This window comes from Filimonas zeae (assembly GCF_014641615.1).
Lineage (GTDB): Bacteria > Bacteroidota > Bacteroidia > Chitinophagales > Chitinophagaceae > Filimonas > Filimonas zeae.
Genome location: NZ_BMIB01000006.1, coordinates 381,290 through 398,886 on the forward strand (window position 1 = coordinate 381,290; position 17,597 = coordinate 398,886).

Here is a 17,597-nt window from a genome sequence, read left to right on the forward strand (position 1 = left end):
CTTATTCAGCTTCTGCTACTACTTCTTTTACTTCAGGTATCATACGCTTCATCATGCCTTCAATACCAGCTTTCAGCGTAATCATAGAAGAAGGACAACCACTGCAGCTACCCTGTAACATCAGGTTAACAATGCCTTCGTTGTAACTTTTGAACTGAATAGCACCGCCATCCATTTCAACTGCAGGTTTAACGTAGTTATCCAGTAACTCCTTAATTCTTTTTACCACATCGTCATCGTCAGCAGTAACGGTGTTGGTAGCTTCCTGTTTAATTTTGGCTACTTCTTCCTCGTTAATTACTACACCGCCGTTTTCCAGATAATCTTTCAGAAACTGTTTAATGGTAGGTATTACATCATGCCAGTCTTCTGTATCGTTGGTTTTTGTCAGCGTTACAAAATTGCTGGCAATAAATACGCTCCTGATAAAAGGAAAGCTGAATAATTCTTTCGCCAGGGGAGAAGGGCCTGCCAGGCTCTCATCTGCAAAGTCAATGCTCTTACCGGGATACAATAATTTGTTGGCCACAAATTTCATGGTCTCCGGGTTGGGTGTCATTTCCGTATATATGCTAATAACGGGATTTCCTGTTTTAATCATAACGCATCTTTTTACCTTATCAACAAAGGTACAAAGTTTAGTGCTTAAGGCTTACTTCCACGGCGGCAATATGTCGCCATGGAATACAATACCTTACATTTCAACTATTTAAGACAAAATGGTAATCAAACCTTTAATAACAGCACCCAGTTTAACGGCCTCAAACACACGGCTTTCGCTACTGTTGTGCTGTAATACGGACTGTTCGTGAGAAGTTACACACATTTCACAGCCGTTAATGGAAGAAACCACCAGGCTCAGCAGCTCAAAAAACTCTTTACCCAGTACAGGACTCATCATAATGCTCATTTTGATGCCTGCAGGCTGGTTGTTGTAAAAGTCTTTGTGCATAAAGTGCCTGAAACGGTAGAACACGTTGTTGGTATTCATCAAAGAAGTACAGGCAATCACCTCTGCAATTTCTGCTTCCGTAGCACCCGCAGCAGTAGCCAGCTCTGTAAATGATTGTTTCAGCAGGTCAAAACGCTCGTTTACCGCTACAGACAAAGCCAGCAGTAACGCCTCTTTTCTGTTCAGGTTCTGCGAATTATTTAAAACGTTGCTAACATTAATCTTCAGGTCTTTAATGTATTTGGCTTCTACCTGTAATAATGCCTGTGCATTGGCAGAAGGTGTATAGGAAGGAATACCTACTTCATTCAGCAGGTTAACAAATGTCTCGTTTTGAATCAGTACTTCGCTCATGGTATTTTGCTTTGCTTACAAATACGGCAGGAATAATCCTGCCGTACCGTAACTTGTCTCATCAATAAAATAAAGCCGCTCTTAGTTCAGTGACAGCGCTGTAGTTAATGTTTCTTCGCCTTTGCTCCAGTTACAAGGACACAGTTCGTCTGTTTGCAGGGCGTCCAGTACACGGATTACTTCCTGTACGCTACGGCCTACGCTCAGATCATACACGCTAACCCAACGTACAATACCCTGAGGGTCGATGATGAAAGTAGCGCGGTATGCAATTTTTTCGTTGTCGTCCAGAATACCCAGTTCTTCTGCCAGGCTCTTGGATGTATCAGCCAGCATAGGAAATTTCAGGTCACGCAGGTCAGCGTGGTCTCTTCTCCATGCAGCATGTACAAACTCAGAATCGGTAGAAGCACCAATCAGAACAGTATCACGGTCGGTAAACTCGCTGTGCTTTTTGTTGAATTCAGCAATTTCAGTAGGACATACGAAAGTGAAATCTTTAGGCCACCAGAATATTACTGTCCATTTGCCATCAGCAGAACCAATTTTCTCAGTGATCTCTGTAAACTCTTTTCCTTTTTCGATAGATACAACGGCTTTCTTGGTAAAAGCAGGAAACTGGCTTCCGATAGATAATACTTTGTTACTCATAATGGGATGATCTTTTATACTATTACTTAATTAATTCCTGAACTATACAACTTTTCTCTGGCAAGTATTACCTGAAACAGGTGTGTGTTACGGGTGCAAAAATGCACCGTAAACACACACCTGTCAAATTGTTATTCTCTATTGCCTGATAGATTTTATTGATGAAAACGGAAAACACATTTCACTATCCCACAATCCTTAATTTGGCGTAGTTAAGCATGATTTTCTTTTCACCGTTCTGCTTAAACATAACGGTGGCAATGGGGTTGTGGGCAGAGCCTTCCATTTTGGTTACCTGACCAAAGCCAAATTTCTGATGCTCTACCTGCTGGCCTACCTGTAGATTGCTGGTATCGCTGGGTACAAAATCAGCCGAAGGCGTATGTGATACTACCGGCGCTGCTTTAGGCGGCGGCATATAAGAAGGCTTGGCAGTACCTGCTGCCGGAGCACTTGTTTTTTTTGCGGGTGGGGGGCCATATCTTCTTTCTGCAGAAGCTGCATCTCCACCAAAGCCACGCTGCATTCGCTCAAAAGCACTACCCATATTGCTTACGCCACCCTGGTTACGGGCGCCGCCGCCGGCATAGGTTCTATCTACATAGTCGGCAGGCATTTCTTCCAGAAAGCGACTGGGCTCATTCTGCACCAGGTTACCAAAGCGGTAACGGCTGTTGGCAAAAGTTAACCATAGCTTGTCTTTGGCGCGGGTAACTGCCACATAAAACAGACGGCGTTCTTCTTCCAGTTCTTCGCGTGTATTTATACTCATACCGCTGGGGAAAATGCTTTCTTCCACACCACCAACAAACACCACCGGAAACTCCAGGCCTTTTGCAGCGTGAATAGTCATCATCTTTACCACATCGCTGTCCTCTTTGTCATTGTCCGCATCTGTTAACAGCGTAATCTGCTGCAGATAAGCACCGAGCGATTTATCGGTAACTTCTCCATCTTCACTGTCCGGGCTTTCCGTCCATTCTTTAATGGAGTTCATTAATTCCTGCACGTTTTCGTAACGGGCCAGACCCTCTACCGTTTTATCGGCAAACAGTTCTTTTACCAGGCCGGTATGTTTACCCACCTGTACCGCTACATCCGAAGCGTTTTTATCGGTAAGCATCGTTTGAAAATACTTCATCATGGTAACGAAGTTGTTGATGCTTTCCAGTGTACCAGCTTTAAAACCATATCCACCCGCAGAGGCGAACACTTCCCACAAAGTAATATTCTGCTCATTGGCCACAATCACTGCGCGCTCCACCGTGGTTTTACCAATACCGCGAACAGGATAGTTGATAATACGCTTCAATGCTTCCTCATCACGGGTGTTGGCAATAACACGCAGATAAGCAATGAAGTCTTTTACCTCTTTGCGCTGATAGAAGCTGAGACCACCAAAAATTTTATACGCAATACCCAAACGGCGCAGGCTTTCTTCAAAAGCCCGGCTTTGTGCGTTGGTACGGTATAAAATGGCAAAGTCTTTATTACTGTAATGGTTGCGGAGCTTTTGTTCTTTAATGGTATCGGCAGTAAACTTCCCTTCTTCGTTATCCGTCATGGTACGAACAAGCTTTATCTTTTCACCGTTGGCGTTCTGCGTCCACAGGTCTTTTGCAATCTGACCGGTGTTGTTCTTGATTACCTCGTTGGCAACATGCAGAATGCTTTTGGTACTGCGGTAGTTCTGTTCCAGCTTTACCACCTTTACATCATCATAGTCTTTCTGAAACTGAAGAATGTTTTCAATGGTAGCACCACGGAAGCTATAGATACTCTGTGCATCATCACCTACCACACAAATATTTTCATTGGCAGCGGCCAGTAATTTGGTGATTTCGTACTGCACCGGGTTGGTATCCTGATACTCATCAATCATGATGTACTTGAACTTGTGCTGGTACTTGTGCAGTACAGCCGGAAAGTTCTTCAGCAGTTCGTGCATTTTCAACAGCAGATCATCAAAGTCCATAGCGCCGTTTTTAAAACAACGGGCGGCATAAGCCTGATAAATCTGTGCAATAGCCGGACGGTTGGCGCGCATATCATCTTCCTGCATACCACGGTCAGCCGCATATTGGGCCGGACCAAGTAAGGCGTTCTTCGCAGCAGAAATACGGCTGTGTACTACGTTCGGTTTATAATGTTTGTCGTCAAGGTTCAGTTCGTTAATAACAGTCTTCAGCACGCTACGGCTGTCGTCTGTATCATAAATAGTAAAGCTGTTGGGGTAACCTATATGGTGTGCTTCACCACGCAGTAAACGGGCAAACACACTGTGGAAGGTTCCTATATACAGGTTACGGGCCTCATTATTACCCAGCATTTTACCAATACGCTCTTTCATTTCATGAGCGGCTTTGTTGGTAAAAGTCAGCGCCAGTATATTAAAAGAATCAACTCCGTTTGCCATCAGGTAAGCTATGCGGGTGGTCAGCACTTTGGTTTTACCACTTCCCGCACCGGCTACAATCATCAATGGTCCGTTAATATGTGTAGCAGCAGCAAGCTGCTGTTCATTCAATCCACTCAATAAATGTTGCATCCCGCGAAGGTAAGAAAGCCGGTGAGATGTTTTGCTATCGTGAATATTTATGTGAACGGGAAGGCAGTATCTGCCGATCTTAGTAAGTTCGTTGTTCAATATCACTGAGAAAACTTCGTAATCACTTCATGGAAAACCAGAAAAACGTATCGCCCATGCTGGTAATGGTAGCTTTTGCCACTGTATACCTGGTATGGGGTTCTACTTATTTTTTTATCGCCCTGGGCGTTGAGCATATACCCCCGTATCTTATGGCAGGCATCCGGTTTTTGGTAGCCGGTTTGTTATTGCTGGGCTGGTGCGCCATTAAAAAGCTTCCGCTTATCAGCTGGCCACAGATAAAAGCAGCTGCTATCAGTGGCATACTATTATTGTTTATTTCCAACGGAAGTGTGGGCATGATTGAAAAAACACTACCCAGCTCGTTGGTAGCAATATTCTTATCTGCCACACCCATTTCTTTTGTGCTGCTGGATAAGCCGATGTGGAAAACCAATTTTACCAGTGCCTCTACATTGGCAGGCCTGGCAGTGGGTATTATTGGTGTAATACTACTGTTTGCAGAAAGATTGCAATCAGCATCTTTCTCCGGCAGTACTACTGAAATGCTTTGTATGGCAGGCCTGGTGGTTACTTCATTAAGTTGGGCCGGCGGTTCACTCTATTCAAAATACTATGGTTCAGGCCCTGTTATGGTAACCACTGCCTGGCAAATGATAGCCGCATCAGTGTTCTGTTTACTTTTTAGTGTAATCATTGGTGATGTTAAAAACTTTCATCCTGAAACAGTGCCGGTAAAAGCATGGCTGTCGCTGGGCTACCTGATCGTTTTTGGTTCACTGGCAGGTTTTAGTGCCTATGTATGGCTGCTGCAGGTGAGAACTGCTACACAGGTAAGTACACACGCATATGTAAATCCGGTAGTAGCGGTAATACTGGGAGTACTCTTTGCCAATGAAACCATGAGCGGTTTGCAGGTGGCGGGATTGGTAGTTATTTTACTCAGTCTGTTACTTATCAATCTGAATAAATATCGTAAACCCGCTTCCGGAAAAGCGTAAACACTGTTTTCTGTAAGCGGGCTTTACTGTATCCTATGCTTTTTTAATAGGCTGATCTTCCAGCTTACGAACCCATTTAGACAAAATGGTTTCGTTTTCCATCAGCATCAGCACACCATTTTTAATTTCAAAACGGTTGGTGCGAAGCAGGTTATCTATAAACGCTTTTTCGTTATACCCCATACAGGCCATACGGGTAGAAATAATTCTTTCATCAAAACGCAGGCTGTCGCCTTTACGGGTAAACATACCTGTCATCTGGTTACAACCTGTGTTGCCGGTAAACTTATCCTCAGTAGCACTGAAAATAATCTGCGGTATTTTACCTGCGCCGGTATCAGATGGCAGCTGCGGTTGTAAATACCATTGGCCTCCCAGTGAAGTATCAACCGGTGCGGTACTGATAGCAGCATCTGTGTTTGACCGGGAAGAGGAATGGCAGGCCACTACAAAAGCAAAGCTCATTGCCATACATACACCTGAAATAAGTTTTGTTTTCATACACCTGTTTATGCATCATAAACAATTATAATGCCGGGGTAGGGGTTCCAACAATGAAAAAGCCGGTTACTGTAATAGCAACCGGCTGTATATCAATTAATTCAGTGTTATTTCTGTGGAGCTGGTACTGGTTGTCCACCATTCTGCTGTGGATTTTCCAGCAGTTTGAAGAACTGATCCAGCTGAGGCAGAATTACAATACGGGTACGGCGGTTAGCAGCTTTACCTTCTGCGGTGCCATTATCCGCTACAGGTACAAACTCGGCGCGACCAGCGGCCGTCATACGTGCAGGCGGAATGTTATACTGATCCTGCAATATGCGTACTACGGAAGTGGCACGTTTCACACTCAAATCCCAGTTGTCCAGTAACACACCACGGGCAAAACGCACGTTATCGGTATGGCCTTCCACCATAAATTCAATGTTCGGTTGATTGTTCAACACCGTAGCTACTTTACCTAACACTTCTTTAGCGCGGTCGGTAATATCGTAACTACCGCTTTTGAACAGCAGTTTATCAGAGATATCAATATACACTACCCCTTTATCCACTTTAATGTTAATATCCTTATCATCCATGTTGCCGATAGCCCCTTTCAGGTTCATTACCAGCGCCATGTTCAGTGAATCTTTTCTGGCAATAGCGCCTTGCAGATCCTTGATATAGGCATCCTTGGCGCCAATGTTTTCCAGCGACTTTTTAATGCTTTCCGCCTGAGAGCCGGAAATCACAGAAAGATCTTTCAGCTGGTTCAACACCTGGCTATTGTTCTGTTTCAGGAAATCATTTTGCTCCTGAGAAGAACTCAGGCGGTTTTCATAAGAAGCTTTCCGCCGGTTAAAAGCATCCAGAGAGTCTTTAGCATTTTGCTCGCAGGTACGCAGCTTGCCTTGTAACTCCAGGTAGGCACCATTTAATTGAGTATATCTTGATTCAGCTTCCCTCAATTTCTTAGGACTTACACAGGCAAATAGGAGTGTAGAAGACACCGCTGCCGTTAAAAAAACTTGTTTTTTCATAATGTTTCAGATTTTAACGATGTATCAGGTAATCCGAAAACCGCGCCAAAAATTCTAAAACAGTAGTACAGAAGCCCTTACCACTTTTTTAAGCATTTTTTTGCCATCTTTATACAATACTCTTAACACATTCGGTATGGTAACCAGAAAATACCTTCAGATGATTTTCCCGGTGTTTAACACCAAACGCACCAAAGAAATCTTCAGTTTCAACCCTACGGTAATACCCACCCGTGAAGAAGCCAGCGAAATAAAAATTCAGGTATTTGATTACAACGCCACAGAAATACATGAAAAGAATTACACAAAAGTGGAAGACTGCTTTCCTTATGTGAATAACGCTAACGTTACCTGGATAAACATTGATGGCCTGCGTAAAGCCGATGTAGAAAAGATATGTCTTCAGTTTAATATTCATTTTCTGCTGGGTGAAGATATACTGAGCGTTGGGCAGCGCCCCAAAATGGATGAAATGGAAGGCATGATGTTTTGCCTGCTAAACATGCTGTATGTGAATAAAGCTGGTGCTGTGGAAACAGAACAGATAAGTATGGTGCTGGGCAAAAATTTTGTAATCTCTTTTCAGGATGATGCAGACCGTGATGTGTTTGACGGGCTACGCAACAAATTAAAAGCAAACGGCAGTAAACTAAGGCAATCCGGCGCAGACTATCTCTGCTATTCGCTGCTGGATATGATTGTTGACCACTACTTTGTAGTGATGGAAAACCTGAGTGAGCAGATTGAGTTGCTGGAAGAAGATATTATCCGCGCCGGTAATGCCCGCTCGCTGGCACGGATTAACAACATGCGTAAAGAGCTGATTGTATTAAAACGAAACGTACTACCAGTTCGCGAATTGGTGAACGGTTTTATCAGAAGCGACAGTGATTTGCTGGAAGAGAGAACCATCAAATACTTTAAAGATGTGTACGACCATATTGTGCAGGCAACAGATCTGGTAGAAAACTACCGCGATATGATGATGAGCATGCAGGACCTGTATCTGAACAAGGCTAACATGAAGCTGAACGAGGTAATGAAAGTGATGGCCATTGTAACCTGCCTGCTGGCTCCTGCCACCGTTATCGGAGGCATTTTTGGGATGAACTTCGATAGCATTCCTTCTATCCACAACAAATACGGCTTTTTTATAGCAGTAGGCCTGATGCTTTTTATACCATTATGGATGGTACGGATATTCAGAAAAAGAGGGTGGTTTTAACCACCACCTATTTCTTTTTGTAAACGGGAACCGTGCTGCAGGGCTCGCCATACATAATGCTTTTGGCAAAAGGCCGCAGCTTGTTGGTAATTTCCAGAAAAGCAGTTTCCGGAATAGGCGTATCTCCACATCCTTTTACCACCACCCGTTTATCCAGATATTCTTCCCCATTAAAATGGGCCAGTGTTTTTACAAACAGGGTGTTCAATAAAGTTTTTTCATCACCCACTACCAGGTCTTTAGCCACCGGTTGTAAATAGCTTGACACCAGCATGTAAGCCCACATGGGTATAATGGCGTCTGCGCTACAGGTCACCGCCACATATTTATCTCTGTACACTTCCCAGTCCTGCGCCAGTAGTGCTGCACGGAAGTCTTTTTCTTTCAGAATCAACCCCATGAACAGAAAATCCTTTAAATCAAACGTAACTATCTCGCCTTTCGGGTAAAACATTTCCAGATCAAGGGTAATTAAACCGCTTTCCGCCACTTTATTCACAATAGTTTCCTGCATAACCTATCAGTTTATCCACAAATTTAATCAACATTCCGGCCGCGGTGATCATTTTTCCGCAATCCGAAATTCGCATATGCTAAATAACAAAGCCGGTGCTTTTGCAAACACCGGCTTTGTATATTCTATTTCAACAGGGCCCGAAGGGCCGGAAAAAAAATTTTAGTAAAAATCAGCTCTGTTGTCCTTTATAGTAGCTGCTTTTCTTAAAGCGTTCATAGCGCTGTAACCAATCTGAGAACGCATGCTGTTTTCCTGAGCACGACGCTGATCATCAATAGTACCACCAAATGATGGTCTTGCAGAAATGCCTTCGCCTTTTACAGAGAATACACCGGTGTTACCAGCGATAGGTTCTGAAGCCTTACCCTGTAACGCTTTGTTGAAAGCAGCACCTACTACTTTAGGTTCGCTACCCACTGCAGCAATAAATGGCGATTGGAAAGACAGGCTGTCTGCACGCTGAATACTGGTTCCGGTGCTTTGTGCATAGGCTTCCAGTGTATTACCGGTAAATTTGGTAATAATCTGTTTTGCTTTTTTCTCGTTTTTCAGAATACCTTCTACCATAGGTCTGGCTACACGGGCAGATGCCAGGCCAGCTTTGCTTACGCTGGTAATCATAGCTACCACATATTTACCGTTAAAATCGAACGGCTCAGACAGGTCTCCTACATTATTTTCATATACCCACTTCACAAATGGTCTGTTCTCGCCCAGGCCCATTACTGTGAAATCGTTCGCTTTAATATCTGGAGAAGACATTGGGAAAATACCTGCTTTGCTGGCATTCTCATCAAACTGAGCTTTTGTTTTGCTGGCGGCAGCAAACTGTTGTGCAGCATTGCTGGCAGCACCAATAGTTGCCGGGCTGGCAGAAATGGCTTTAGACAGATAAGCTACCTTATAAGCAATCTGCTTATTCTTCTGCTCTAATACCTCTATATAATGGTATCCGCTATAAGCACCATTTTCTACTTTCACAACTTTCTTGTCACCTGTGTTGCCATAAAAAGCAACTTCTGCAAATTCTTTGCTCAGGTTGGCAAACTGGGTAGAAGAGAAGGTGTATTCACCACCGGTAGCTTTACTTCCCGGATCATCAGAGTATTGCGTAACCAATGCTGCAAAGCTGGCACCACCTTTAATAGCGTTTACAATGCTGTCAATTCTGTTTTTTGCTGTGCTATCTGCCAGAACAGGTTGGCCCTGGTCTGCTTCTTTAATTAATATATGACGCACTTTAACAGAATCAGCCAGTTCGCGACGGCCGATCATTTTAGCAATAGCATAATTATTACCATCCAGATAAGGGCCAAATACCTGACCATCACCCAGCGCCATAATACTATCTGCGTTTGGCATCTTCATGTTACTTTTTGTAACATAAGCGTCAAAGTAAGGTAACTCAGTTCCGTTTTTACCTACAAATGATTTTGCATCGGTAGTAGCAGCAAACTCAGCTTTTAAACTGTTTACATTATTTAATACTACAGCAGAATCTTCGCCGTTGGCAGAAGCGTCGAAGGTAACATAAGAAACAGTTCTTGCTTCTTCGTCCTGCTTAAACTCACTGGCGTGTTTATTCACATAAGCAGTAATCTCATCATCGCTTACCTTAACAGTACTGTCGCTTACAGAACTGTAAGGAACATATACATAAGATATATTGGCTATAGAGCTGTTGTCAGTATTCGTTTTTTCAGCCAGCCACTTGGGTACATATACCGCCTGGGTAATCAGCGCCTGATATTTCTGAGCTTTTGCTCTGTCAATAGCCGGCTCAATATACATCTGCATAATGCTGTTCACCTGCTCGCTGTTGCGGTTCTTCTTCAGCTGGGCAAAAGCTTGTTTGGCTTTATCCACATCAAATACACCGGTTTGCGGATCGGTAAACTCGCGGGCAAAAGGAGAAGAAGTGGGGTCGAACAGAATATCGCTTAATTCTTTGGCAGGTACCACAATACCCAGTTTTTCCAGCTGCTGGCGCAAAACAGTTTGCTCTACCATAAAATTCCATACGCTGGAATTTAACTGGCTGCGCTGTGCCTGTCCACCCTGCATCTGATTCACCAGTTCTATTTTCTCCTCAAACTCCTTTCTATCTATTGTTTCTCCGTTTACTTTACCAACAGTGGAAGTATTGCTGAAAAAGCTACCGCGACGAATAGAAGCATCCTGCACAATAAAAGCGATCAATGCCAAAGCAATTGCACCAAAAATAATCCAGGCCGCTTTGTCACGAATACGTTGAATAACTGACATACTCAATTTAAGGTTTACAATGAAGGTGGCAAAAATATAGGAAAACCGATTGAATTAAGAAATCAAACCTGAGAAATAAGAAATTTTAGCCAATAATGGCTTTTCCCCAGCTTTTTGGGGATAACCACCATTTCCTGTGGAAAACCCCACCTTTTCACATTCCGGGTTGTGGACGTGGGTGGAATAACCTGGCCCCATTTGGAGCGCTCCGGAAATCTTCAGCAGATTTTCACTTTTTACACGCAGTTAATTCACAGTTAATATCCTGTTAACATAGCAATGTGCATTTCCGTTGATTCCGTTTTCCACGATTGTGTAAAATGGCGCCAAATGCTTACTCTGTCTAAGTAATTCAATGTGATTTAATTGTGGATAGCTGTGGATAGTGCCGCGTTAATTAACTTTGTACTCTGTGTATAAGTAAGTTTTCCCGATATACACACCCGTAATAGTAGTAGTGGGTTATTTAAATAATGTATTAATAAAGAATATTACAATGGATATCAACATTTCTGAAGCAAGATCGCAAGTGAATGAAAAAGGTTTTCTGGACATTGATGTTGATCCCCGTTTGGATCTCTTTCAGGAAATTGAAAAATTAAAAAAAGAAAAAAACGCAATCCTGCTGGCGCACTATTATCAGGAGCCGGATATTCAGGATGTGGCAGATTATATTGGGGATAGCCTGGGCCTGGCGCAACAGGCTGCCAAAACAGATGCGGACATTATTGTTTTTGCCGGTGTGCATTTTATGGCGGAAACGGCCAAAATATTAAACCCGAACAAAAAGGTACTGCTGCCGGATCTGAAAGCAGGCTGTTCACTGGCGGATAGCGCGCCGGCAGAACTGTTCAGAAGGTTTAAAGAGAAGTACCCCGATCATCTGGTGGTTTCTTACATCAACTGTACAGCGGAAATCAAAGCTCTGAGCGATATTATCTGTACCAGTGGTAATGCAGAAAAGATTATTGAGAGCATTCCGGAAGATCAGCCGATCATTTTTGCACCGGACAAAAACCTGGGAGGGTATCTAAACAAGAAAACGGGGCGCAATATGGTCCTCTGGAACGGCGCCTGTATGGTTCATGAGATTTTCAGTTTGGAGAAGATAATGAGGCTTAAAATGCGTCATCCGAAGGCTAAACTGATCGCCCACCCGGAATGTGAGGAACCAATCCTCCGTATTTCAGATTTTATAGGCAGTACCACCCAGTTGCTGAAGTATGTGGTAAAGGATGATGCACAGGAATACATTGTGGCTACCGAAACGGGAATACTGCACCAGATGCAGCAGGATGCACCAGGTAAAACCCTTATACCGGCACCGCCGAATAATTCATGTGCGTGCAACGATTGTCCACACATGAAACTGAATACACTGGAAAAGCTGTACCTGTGTATGGAACATGAAACGCCGGAGATATTGATGGACGAAAAACTACGTCTGGCATCGTTAAAGCCGATTGAGCGCATGCTGGATATCAGCCGCGCTGCCGGTTTAATAGGGTAATATGGTTTCCAGTTCGGTTCCGTCTGGTTTACGGAAGCGGTTCATAAACTGTTTGCGGTACAGCGGAATACCCTGTTTTTTCAATTCAAGATATTGTTTGTGACAGAGCTGGATGTAATAGCCCAGCTCCATGTCATTCATTGTCAACAAAATATCGTAGTCAGGACGATAGTACCACAGAAACTCATCTAGGTTAGTACTATCAAGGCCTGTTAACTGCCGTACAAAACGTTTGGTAAAGCGGTGGGTAATGTATTTATCCTGTTCATCCTGCAGTAATCTGTTTTGTAGTGCCATTAACCTTTTGGTTCTTCTGAAGCGGAACATGTTGATAAACTCGGTTAAATCCAGCCCTACAGTCATGCTTCCCGGTGTATAAGTGGAAGGTGGGTTGGAGCTGATACCAATACCCGGCTTTTTAAAGTTGAAAATCTTTGCGTAGTCTTTCCGGTTCTGGATAGAATCTTCCCGGTAGTTTCTGTTTTTCACAAATACCTCAGGAAGGGTACGCGCATCAATATGCAATCCAATATCAAACTGTGTGTTATTCACAATGCTATCCACAGGAAACTTTTTAGTGGATTTGGTAAAGTAACTGAACCAGATGGAATCCCCTGATTTTACCGGGATGGAGTACCTGCCCATACTATCCGTCATAACGTGGTAACCGGAGCGGGTAAACACATTTACGGCTTCCACACGCGACTTATTGAAAAAATCAAACACAGTACCCTGTATATCCCATGTTTGTTGTGCTGCACAAAACAGGGGAAGGGTAAGCAGAATGTGTATAACTAACAGTTTGGAGTAGAAATTTGGTTTCAATGCGTTACTGCTTGTGAATTGTAATAATACTACGAAGCTTTTAACCAACGCAGATATCCACAGCTTTTTTAACGCTATTTTGTGCTATCTGTTTAGTTTGATTACTTTTTCTGAGAATATCTTTCTCCTTGCCTTTCCGTACAGCACCACATGGTAAGTACCCTGTGGATAATTGCCCAGATTAAAGCTGGTAAGCGGACTGGTTACCCGTTTCTGCATCAGGAATTGCCCGTAATTATCATAAACTGCCATGAATTCCACATCAGGAGCGTTTACGATGCGTAAATAGAACTCCCCGTAGCCCGGATTGGGGAAAACCTGTACATAGAACTCCTGTGATATACCCTCTATGTTACGGATAACTGTATAGGTATAGGTGCCATCAGGATGAACAATGCGGATCCGGTATTGAATAATATCAGGGTAATACACATCATTGTCATTCCAGGCATAGGTATGTCGTCCAGGTGTGTTGGTAGGTAGCAGGGTATCCACAGGTGACCAGTCATTTACATTCAAACGTCTTTTCTGAATTTCATAGTAGGCTACATTGTTATCGTTATCCACAGTTAAATTCAGCAAGGCAAGAAAAGGACTGATGCGTCTGGCCGTAAATAGTACGTAACCCACAGGGTTATCCACACCGGTGGACTTTACAAATTCAGCAAAAAGATAGCTGTCTGGTTGTCCGAACCTTATAGTTCGCGTAAGCATTCCCGAATTGTTGCTGGGAGCCCCTGTGGTAATGGTACCGGGTGATTTTGGCCTGCTGTATACACCAGTGGTATCCCACCTGCCGGAAACCAGATGGCTGACATAAGCATTGGAGCGTGCCGCATGGAAGGCTGTACCTTCTTCTTCAATAATATGCTGAAAACGGATGCTTGCGTTGAATACCGGCAGTTCGTTGGCTACTATCCAGGTTTTATTGGTTGTCTGATCGCTGACGTCAGGCCCAAACAAACCATGTTCGTATACTTTTGGAAATACCCGTGCCCTGTAGTTATCCGCTTCGCCATGGCTGAACAGCGAAACCGGTGTGTAAAAGCCTGTGGAACTTCCAATGGGAAAAACAGTACTGTCTGGTTCGTTGGGTAAAACCTGCATACGGTAAAGAAATCCACCAAACAGCCCGCCACCGGTGACAATAAATTTTCTCTGATCAAAGCCGGTAATATTACCACGTTGTGAAGTTGAGCCTACCACAATATTGGATCTGTTGATTAACATATGCCCGCGCAGAAAGCGCAACGTATTTCTGATAGCAACATCGCTGCTGTCTGAAATATATACACCCGCAGGATTGTCAATTTCCATATTCGGAAAATAGGTGCCTGTTTTGGTGGCTGCAGTATAGGCGCCATAAATCTGTTGTTGAGTATTGGGAGCTGTGCTTAACTGTGAGAAACGAACTGTTCCACCCGGTGCACTGCTTCCGCCCAGTGATTCATCTATGATATTATAAGAGTTGCTGTTTGTCCAGTTGTTACCGAGGAAATAGATAAAGCTTTTGGTGTTCAGTAGGAGCGTACCGTCTACTTTAACATTTCCGAAGAAAGCTGTGCTATCACCAGGGAAGAAGCCGACTATACTTTTGTTTGGTATGTAGATATCGGCGGCACTCTGAGCATTGATTGTTTCAGAGAAGAAAAGAGAAAGCAATATGGGGATAACTGCCTTCAGCATCAGTTTCCCTCCACTCTTAGGTAAACAGTTATACTTGCATCTGTATCTAAAACAGTTGTACTACTGAGTCCTAGGAGATTAGTAGTGCCCTTTATTATTGCAACTGTTACTGATGATGTGCTTGAGGTTGTAACAGAAGCGTAAGGAATTTGTGCGGCAGTGGCTGCATTTTTCTGAACGCTGACTTGAACATTCGCTAATGAGGTAAATCCTGCGCTTGTGATGTTAAAACTTACTACACCCGTATTTGATGGTGAATTTGGGGTTGTAAGCTGTCCAATCCATACTTTGGTGATAGTAGTTGCTCCTGCAGAATTATAATAGGTAGGGGCTGTAGGAGTTCGTACTACCACTCCGCTGGCATCCACACCAATTGATCTGGCACCACTGGTTTCTGCCGTGGCGCTTGTTAGCTTGGGTAGTGTTAATCCACTACTTCCGGTTGCGCCCGTGTTATTAACAATTAATGTACTGTTTAGTGTTTTTGCGCCTGCGATGGTTTGTGTGCCTGTATTAACAAAACCTCTTGTGCTGGCATCGGCATCAGGTATGGCAAGGGTATGTGTACTACTACTGCTGGTAAAAGCTAATGGGCCCGGAGTGTTGGAAGTATTGATTGTTTGCAACGGAGCGGTAAGTGTATTAATACTTTGGATAAAGGGAAGGCTGGTGATGTTTCTTCTTTCTACCTGGCTATTCGTAAGATTCGTCATCAGAAAAATGGTGTCAGTTGCACTGTTTGCACCCGCCAGCGTGGTAGTTCCGCTAACCGTTAAGTTATTAGCGAACGTTTTATTTCCGCTGAAAGATTGTGTACCAATATTTACCAGGCCACGATATGTGGCATCTGCGTCAGGAAAGTTTAGGGTGTGGACAGTTCCCAGACTGTTGAAAGCAAGGGGGGCCTGGGAAAATGACGTTGCAAATGTTTGAACGGGTGCAGTTAATCCGTTTAAAGCATGGATACCTGCAAATGAACTGAAGTTTCTTGAAGTAACCTGGTTGCTGGCGTTGATCATCAGAAAGGTGGTATCGCTGGTATTCAATGCAGGTGTAAGTGCAGTAACACCAGATACAGTAAGGTTATTAGTAAATGTTTTATTGCCTGCGAACGATTGTGCAGCTGTGTTTACAAATCCTCTTGCACTTATACTGGCATCAGGAAGTGTAAGGGTATGTGTGGAACCGGTGCTGTTAAAACCCAGTGTACCTGCCGTAGCATTGGTGGCAAGTGTCTGTGCAGGGGCAGTTAAGCTGTTTATGCTTTGTATGCCCAGGGGAAGTGTGCTCAAATTGCGCTTTACAACCACATTGCTGGCGTTTACCATTAAAAAGCTGGTGTCTGTATTGCTGAGGGCAGAAGAGAGCGTTGTAGTGCCATTTACGGCGATATTTCCGCTGTAGGTTTTATTTCCTGCAAATGTTTGGGTTCCGGTGTTTACAAAACCCCGTAAGGTGCCATCAGCATCCGGAATATTCAGGGTATGAGTAGTACCGCTGCTGCTGAATGCAAAAGCAGTTTGGTTACCACTGGTGGCAAAGGATTGTGTACTGCCGGTTAAGCCATTCAGGTTTTGTATGCCGGGAAAAGAACTGAAGTTTCTTCTGGTAACCTGGTTACTGGCATTAATCATCAGAAAACTGGTATCGGCTGTGTTGAGTAGGGGTGACAAAGTTGTAATACCAGATACTGTCAGATTATTACCAAAGGTTTTATTTCCTGCAAATGTTTGTGCCAGTGTATTTACAAATCCCCGGTTAGAAGCATCAGCATCCGGAATACTGAGTGTATGTGTACTGCCTGAGCTGATAAACCCCAGACTTCCGGGGGTTGCCGTAGTTTGAAGGGTTTGTGCGGATGCTGTAAGACTATTTATACTTTGTATAGCGCCAGTAAACGCAACTGCATTCAGATTTCTTTTAACAACAGTGTTGCCACTGTTGAGTAACAAAGCTGTTACATCAGTTGCTGTAGTAGCAGGGTTTAAACTAAAAGTTCCACCAGCTGTAGTATTACCCAGCAATGAAATATTTCCTGTAGCATCAATAGTAAGTCGATTGGTATTCGCTGTTATCAGGTTTAGCCCAACCGCGTTCAATGGACCCAGTTTTTCTGTTCCGGTTAATCCGTTGTTGCCGGTAAGGTTCCAGGAGTTTAAGCTTGCAGCTAAAACGGAGTCGGTAGTTATCCTTTGCCAGTATCCTGATTTACGCAGATACAATCCTCTGCCGCTGTTGGTGGGCTGAAAGTAAATCAGCATTCCGTCAGGCGGCGTAAGTGTATTAATGATTGTAGTGTCGGTTAGTCTGGGCAACAAAAGTCCTTGCCTGTTCCCGTTTAGTTCCAGCAGCGCAGACTTTTCCAAAACAGTAGGAGAGGTTCCTATCTTAATCTGTGCACTGCCGGAGAGAGAAACTAAAAAGGCTGCAATCAATAATACGGTCTTGTTGAGGTCAGGTAATAGCATAATCTGGTCTTC

At 43.7% G+C, this 17,597-nt stretch carries 14 protein-coding genes; 3 read left to right on the plus strand and 11 right to left on the minus strand.

What is annotated here, in order from left to right:
• Position 1: 1 nt before the first annotated feature.
• The 4 genes from IEY13_RS27800 to IEY13_RS27815 all read right to left on the minus strand — a co-directional run bounded on the left by IEY13_RS27800 (position 2) and on the right by IEY13_RS27815 (position 4,505).
• Positions 2-601: a NifU family protein gene (locus IEY13_RS27800; protein WP_188958665.1), complete on the minus strand. Its 600-nt coding sequence runs from the start codon at positions 599-601 to the stop codon at positions 2-4.
• 108 nt (positions 602-709) lie between these two features.
• Positions 710-1,306 (minus strand): carboxymuconolactone decarboxylase family protein, encoded by a 597-nt coding sequence (locus tag IEY13_RS27805; RefSeq protein ID WP_188958667.1) that lies wholly within the window; start codon positions 1,304-1,306, stop codon positions 710-712.
• Between the two features lie 81 nt (positions 1,307-1,387).
• A complete protein-coding gene (locus tag IEY13_RS27810) occupies positions 1,388-1,957 on the minus strand; it encodes a peroxiredoxin (RefSeq protein WP_188958668.1) in 570 nt (189 codons plus the stop codon).
• Between the two features lie 184 nt (positions 1,958-2,141).
• Complete coding sequence (locus IEY13_RS27815; RefSeq protein ID WP_188958670.1) at positions 2,142-4,505, minus strand: ATP-dependent helicase; 2,364 nt, start codon at positions 4,503-4,505, stop codon at positions 2,142-2,144.
• Positions 4,506-4,633: 128 nt separating this feature from the next.
• Here IEY13_RS27815 and IEY13_RS27820 point away from each other — a divergent pair, with 128 nt between their 5' ends.
• Complete coding sequence (locus IEY13_RS27820) at positions 4,634-5,566, plus strand: EamA family transporter (protein WP_188958672.1); 933 nt, start codon at positions 4,634-4,636, stop codon at positions 5,564-5,566.
• 33 nt (positions 5,567-5,599) lie between these two features.
• On the opposite strand, the gene IEY13_RS27825 is transcribed toward IEY13_RS27820, so the two are convergent.
• Both IEY13_RS27825 and IEY13_RS27830 read right to left on the minus strand, forming a co-directional pair.
• Positions 5,600-6,067: an META domain-containing protein gene (locus IEY13_RS27825; protein WP_188958674.1), complete on the minus strand. Its 468-nt coding sequence runs from the start codon at positions 6,065-6,067 to the stop codon at positions 5,600-5,602.
• 107 nt (positions 6,068-6,174) lie between these two features.
• A complete protein-coding gene (locus tag IEY13_RS27830) occupies positions 6,175-7,089 on the minus strand; it encodes an OmpA/MotB family protein (protein ID WP_188958676.1) in 915 nt (304 codons plus the stop codon).
• A gap of 136 nt (positions 7,090-7,225) precedes the next feature.
• Here IEY13_RS27830 and corA point away from each other — a divergent pair, with 136 nt between their 5' ends.
• On the plus strand, positions 7,226-8,314 hold the full coding sequence (gene corA, locus IEY13_RS27835; RefSeq protein WP_188958677.1) for a magnesium/cobalt transporter CorA: 1,089 nt from the start codon (positions 7,226-7,228) through the stop codon (positions 8,312-8,314).
• A 7-nt stretch (positions 8,315-8,321) separates the two neighbouring features.
• Here corA and IEY13_RS27840 read toward each other — a convergent pair whose 3' ends face one another.
• Positions 8,322-8,828 carry a DUF2480 family protein gene (locus IEY13_RS27840; RefSeq protein ID WP_188958679.1) on the minus strand — a complete coding sequence of 169 codons (507 nt, stop codon included), beginning with the start codon at positions 8,826-8,828 and terminating at the stop codon, positions 8,322-8,324.
• A gap of 162 nt (positions 8,829-8,990) precedes the next feature.
• Entirely contained in the window at positions 8,991-11,096 is a 2,106-nt protein-coding gene (locus tag IEY13_RS27845; RefSeq protein ID WP_188958681.1) for a peptidylprolyl isomerase, read from the minus strand.
• 496 nt (positions 11,097-11,592) lie between these two features.
• Here IEY13_RS27845 and nadA point away from each other — a divergent pair, with 496 nt between their 5' ends.
• On the plus strand, positions 11,593-12,606 hold the full coding sequence (gene nadA / locus IEY13_RS27850; protein WP_188958683.1) for a quinolinate synthase NadA: 1,014 nt from the start codon (positions 11,593-11,595) through the stop codon (positions 12,604-12,606).
• Here the strand turns inward: nadA and IEY13_RS27855 are convergent.
• From IEY13_RS27855 to IEY13_RS27865, 3 genes are all read right to left on the minus strand, one after another.
• Complete coding sequence (locus IEY13_RS27855; protein ID WP_188958685.1) at positions 12,595-13,431, minus strand: hypothetical protein; 837 nt, start codon at positions 13,429-13,431, stop codon at positions 12,595-12,597. The two genes, nadA and IEY13_RS27855, sit on opposite strands and share 12 nt — an antisense overlap.
• Positions 13,432-13,515: 84 nt before the next feature.
• Entirely contained in the window at positions 13,516-15,117 is a 1,602-nt protein-coding gene (locus tag IEY13_RS27860; protein ID WP_188958687.1) for a T9SS type A sorting domain-containing protein, read from the minus strand.
• Positions 15,117-17,585, minus strand: coding sequence for a beta strand repeat-containing protein (locus IEY13_RS27865; protein WP_188958688.1), 2,469 nt, complete (start codon positions 17,583-17,585; stop codon positions 15,117-15,119). Before IEY13_RS27865 ends, IEY13_RS27860 begins: the two co-directional genes overlap by 1 nt.
• Positions 17,586-17,597: the final 12 nt, after the last annotated feature.

What these genes read in the sequence shown, in the direction of transcription:
- IEY13_RS27800 (WP_188958665.1), bottom strand. Translation starts at nt 601, where the DNA reads ATGATTAAAACAGGAAATCCCGTTATTAGCATATATACGGAAATGACA.
- IEY13_RS27805 (WP_188958667.1), bottom strand. Translation starts at nt 1,306, where the DNA reads ATGAGCGAAGTACTGATTCAAAACGAGACATTTGTTAACCTGCTGAAT.
- IEY13_RS27810 (WP_188958668.1), bottom strand. Translation starts at nt 1,957, where the DNA reads ATGAGTAACAAAGTATTATCTATCGGAAGCCAGTTTCCTGCTTTTACC.
- IEY13_RS27815 (WP_188958670.1), bottom strand. Translation starts at nt 4,505, where the DNA reads ATGCAACATTTATTGAGTGGATTGAATGAACAGCAGCTTGCTGCTGCT.
- IEY13_RS27820 (WP_188958672.1), top strand. Translation starts at nt 4,634, where the DNA reads ATGGAAAACCAGAAAAACGTATCGCCCATGCTGGTAATGGTAGCTTTT.
- IEY13_RS27825 (WP_188958674.1), bottom strand. Translation starts at nt 6,067, where the DNA reads ATGAAAACAAAACTTATTTCAGGTGTATGTATGGCAATGAGCTTTGCT.
- IEY13_RS27830 (WP_188958676.1), bottom strand. Translation starts at nt 7,089, where the DNA reads ATGAAAAAACAAGTTTTTTTAACGGCAGCGGTGTCTTCTACACTCCTA.
- corA (WP_188958677.1), top strand. Translation starts at nt 7,226, where the DNA reads ATGGTAACCAGAAAATACCTTCAGATGATTTTCCCGGTGTTTAACACC.
- IEY13_RS27840 (WP_188958679.1), bottom strand. Translation starts at nt 8,828, where the DNA reads ATGCAGGAAACTATTGTGAATAAAGTGGCGGAAAGCGGTTTAATTACC.
- IEY13_RS27845 (WP_188958681.1), bottom strand. Translation starts at nt 11,096, where the DNA reads ATGTCAGTTATTCAACGTATTCGTGACAAAGCGGCCTGGATTATTTTT.
- nadA (WP_188958683.1), top strand. Translation starts at nt 11,593, where the DNA reads ATGGATATCAACATTTCTGAAGCAAGATCGCAAGTGAATGAAAAAGGT.
- IEY13_RS27860 (WP_188958687.1), bottom strand. Translation starts at nt 15,117, where the DNA reads ATGCTGAAGGCAGTTATCCCCATATTGCTTTCTCTTTTCTTCTCTGAA.
- IEY13_RS27865 (WP_188958688.1), bottom strand. Translation starts at nt 17,585, where the DNA reads ATGCTATTACCTGACCTCAACAAGACCGTATTATTGATTGCAGCCTTT.